At 58.7% G+C, this 3,808-nt stretch carries 4 protein-coding genes; all 4 read right to left on the bottom strand.

Annotated elements, in window-relative coordinates; all coding sequences use genetic code 11:
* Positions 1–802 precede the first annotated feature (802 nt).
* Positions 803–1,150, bottom strand: coding sequence for a hypothetical protein (locus tag ACSR1C_RS20400; RefSeq protein WP_460260845.1), 348 nt, complete (start codon positions 1,148–1,150; stop codon positions 803–805).
* Positions 1,147–1,773, bottom strand: coding sequence for a hypothetical protein (locus ACSR1C_RS20395; protein ID WP_460260844.1), 627 nt, complete (start codon positions 1,771–1,773; stop codon positions 1,147–1,149). The genes ACSR1C_RS20400 and ACSR1C_RS20395 overlap by 4 nt, the downstream gene beginning before the upstream one ends.
* A 3-nt stretch (positions 1,774–1,776) precedes the next feature.
* The gene (locus ACSR1C_RS20390) at positions 1,777–2,076 is read right to left on the bottom strand and encodes a hypothetical protein (RefSeq protein ID WP_460260843.1); all 300 of its coding nucleotides are present in this window, start codon (positions 2,074–2,076) and stop codon (positions 1,777–1,779) included.
* A 4-nt stretch (positions 2,077–2,080) separates the two neighbouring features.
* Positions 2,081–3,808: LamG-like jellyroll fold domain-containing protein (locus tag ACSR1C_RS20385; RefSeq protein WP_460260842.1), on the bottom strand; the 1,728-nt coding region annotated here is incomplete at its 5' end.

Raw genomic sequence — 3,808 nt, 5'->3', positions numbered from 1 at the left:
CTCAGGCCGCTCGCAGCCCTTCAGAAGTTCGTCCAGCAGTTCTTTGGAAATCGTCATCGTCCTTGCTCCTCTCAGGAAGCATGGACCAAACCGAAGTTACACAGAAGATCGGACACTCTCTTTTCATCCCAGGTCAGGCGTACGTATCCCGCGGCCCCGTCGCCTCCGCGATATCCGGCGATAGAGCCAGGGCCGCTAGCGCCGATGCTGATGGTCAGCACGGCACCGTAGACCACCTCAATTGAGCCCGTGCGCCGAGTCCCAGCCGAGCCGCCAAACCCGCCCGCACCGGACGAGTCATAGGTTGACGGATTATCTCCTCCCCCTCCGCCACCACCTGCGCCAAAGGATGAGCTGAGCGCCGCGCCGCCGGCAGAATTGACGTTTCCCCCGGCGCCACCAGGACCGTACGCTGTCCCTTCGCCGTTATTTCCAGAACGTGGTGCTTGACCGTTCAAGCCGCCCAAACCACCAGCCGCCGAAACCAGCTGTTCACCTGCTGATGTGATCGTTGTGGCGCCGCCAGAGCCCGCTCTACCTGAGGACGAGCCATCCCCCACACCATGTCCACCTCCGCCGCCACCGCCGATGATTTCGTAATCAACGACAGCTCTCAGAGCGCCACCACGGAATGCAGAAAACGATATTGCACCTCTCGCGGGAATGCCCCGGTTGGGCGCACCGGCGGCAGGGACGCGACCAGCCCCGCGATAGTAAGCACTGAGCGGCAGCCCAGCATTGCCACCAAATTCTGCAGCTATGTTCGAAAAAGACAGCGCCCCGGAAACCGCCACAGCCATGATCAAGGCACCCCAAATGCGGTTATGTCGCCGGACACGATCAGACTTCCGTCTGGATCAAGACGCATCCGTGCTGCACCATCGTAATAGAACCGTAGATTGCCGCTTGCATCAGCCGTGATGGTCCAGTCGCCAACCTGCCCGTATGCAAAGGCACCAAGCCCGAGACTTGATGCGACCGCCTGCGGCGACCCAATCTCGACAATCGTAAATGTGCCATTTCCGTTATCGCGTTTGAGGAAGAGCTTGCCGTCCCGGGTGTTGATTGCAAGTTCGCCAAGGTCGATTTGGACCGTTGTGGGCACCTTGCCGGGAACGGCCGACCTTTTGTTCAAGACCTTGGACGTCATGACGGTCGTCCTGCACTCATGTTCGTGAAATCAACGACTTCCGCGGGAGTTTCATCAACGACCGCTTGTGCGCCCGCCTTCTCGACTTCGTCGCGAACGATTTCCGGGTTGGACACCATTTCCGTACCGGTCTGCTCGCCGGTCACCGCATCGTAGATGGGCCGCTCGACCTCCGCCGGAAGCGGGTCGATCGCCGCCTGCACCACGACAGTCTCCATCACGGGCTCGCCGGTGGTCTCGTCGAAGACGGGCTGGCCCTGTTCGTCAATGACCTGATGCTCGTCCGTGACCTCGGGGCGACCATCCGCCAGCCGATACCGCCCCAGACGGGACAGCGCTTCCCGGTAGGCCGCCAGCAGGTGGTTAAACAAGTTGTGCTCCCCATTCACGAGGTTGTCGGCCTCCCAGCCCAACGCATAGGCTTGGTAGGAAACGTGCCCCAATGCCTGTACAACGGCCGCGAGACGCGGAGTGAGGTCAGCGTGCGGAATCACCCGCAGCAGCTCTACATCGCCCGTCCGTGCGCCCGCCTGCGCCAGCTCCGCCGCGACATGAGCCATGCCCCGCTTGGTCGCCTGACGCACACTCAGGGGCGCGTCGCCCTTCTGGATGAAAACGGTCATGGATCAGACCTCGCGCACGCAGATCACGCCAACGTCCACCGTTGCAGGGGCCACCGCGAAAACCAGCGAGTAGATGAACCCGTCGTATGAGACGGTGTAGTCCTCACCCGTGCCGGGGCGCTTCAGCGCGCCGCCGACATAGGCGAACTTCGGTTTCCACCCACGCTGCAGCGCGAATGTGGTGGTCGCGCCGTCGCCGGAGAACCAGAAGGCCTCCTGCGCGACGCCCGCAGCGACCTTGGCGCGCAAAGCCGCAAGCTCCTCGCGCAGATTCAGCTCCGGCTTGAAAATGTTAACGGTCATGTCGTCATTGCTCCGCGATCAGGCCATTGACCGCCGAGATGGCAGTCGTGACTGGGGTTTCGGTGTTGGCCACACGCAGGAGGCCGTCGAAGGTGGAGCGGCCCGCCGAAGTCCCGACGTGCAGCAAGTCGGTCTTGGGGTCGTGCGCCAGCGCCATGACCGCATCACTGGTACCGTAGAGTGTGCACTGCGCGCCGGGCTGAAACAGCTTGCGCTCGTGCTCGTAGATTTTGGCGATCTGGTCGGCGGTGGGTGCGGTGACCGAAATGCGAAGAAGAGCGAGAGCCCCCCCCCACGCATTCATATGATCCCACCTGTTTCCTACAACGAGCGGGGCGTCTGCGAGGACATTCGTAATGTCACCTGAGAAAGCATACTCACCATTCAGCTTTCCGTTCGTGAAAAGTCGAAGCGTCCCATTCACGTCCCGGACGACGGATTGCATAACCCAAGCGTTTATTGTGGCAGGAACTGTTGCAACCTTCGTGCCGCCGGCGATGATGGTTCCATTGTTGTCGTAGGCAAGGAAACTCAAGAAGCCACTTGCGTCGCTGTATGTGGTGAATTTCCCAGAATTGCCCGATCCTCTTCGATCGAACTGATACCGAGTTGCAGCGATGGTCTTTTTTTCCCACCAGATCATCGAGAACGGGCCGATGCCGAAATCGAGGGCCGAGTTATACGGCTGCTCAAGGAAGTTACTAGTGGCAGGATCACCAGTCGCCGAGAACCCAGAATACCCCACCAACTCCGCACCGTCGGCCACAGGGGTTCTGGTCAAAGTGCCGTTGACGATAAGGCTGCGATTGTGCACCGAGCGGTCCGGGTCTGCGCGTTGAATGGAAATGTTGTCGACCGATCCGACAAAGGTTGATGAACCGTTGATGTAGAGTGTCGTCGTCGTGGAAGTGACTGTGAACGTATAAACGTAATGCCCAATAGCGCCAACAGAAGGGACGATAGTCGCGCCAAGGTAGATGTAGATCGATCCTGATGTTTGCGCGGTTATGTCGAACTCAATCACATACGTTCCAGGCGACAAAACCTTTGTTTGGGAAAGCGCCGTCGTTGCAGTCTGGGCTCCATCGCAAAAAGCAACACCGCCGCTTATTGTCCAACCAGTGCCTTTCGCCCAATCAGCATCCGTATCAAACCCGCCATTTGTAACCAGCTCTCCGCTTGCAGCCAGCGAAGTCGCATCGGTATTCGCGAGTAAGGCGCTCTTTACATCACCGGGCAACCATCCTGATGCATATTCCGACGCTATAACCGCTGACATTTGTTGCCAGCGGTTTGCGGTTGAGGCCCCTTGCAGGTTGGTGAGCTTTTCATCCTTGTTGAAAAGAACGAGGCCGTTATTCGCGCCAGCGACAAGGTGCTCATTAGTATCCGCGAAACGCTGACCAAACCATGTCACACCACCGCCATGCTGGAAGCCCCAGAGATATGGACCGGTAATGAATTCTGCATCTGGGATGTCGAATAGCCCAATCCAGTTGTTATAGCGCGAGGTGGTCCAGATCTTTTTTATCCCGCCAACATCGACAAAGGAAACCTGCGAAGGCGCGCTGACATAGTTGACCAGATCGACCACGGACCCGTCATTACGGATGACCTGCTCCCCGAAACTTCCCTCGTTCTGATGTAGAGTTTGCTCAACCTTTTGAAGGAGCAAACGAATGCGAAAGAGCCGTTTCACCGAGGCGCAGATCATCGGGATGATCAAGGAACA

The organism is Actibacterium sp. D185-2, from assembly GCF_054954595.1.
This window is presented reverse-complemented; position numbering and strand designations above follow the sequence as displayed.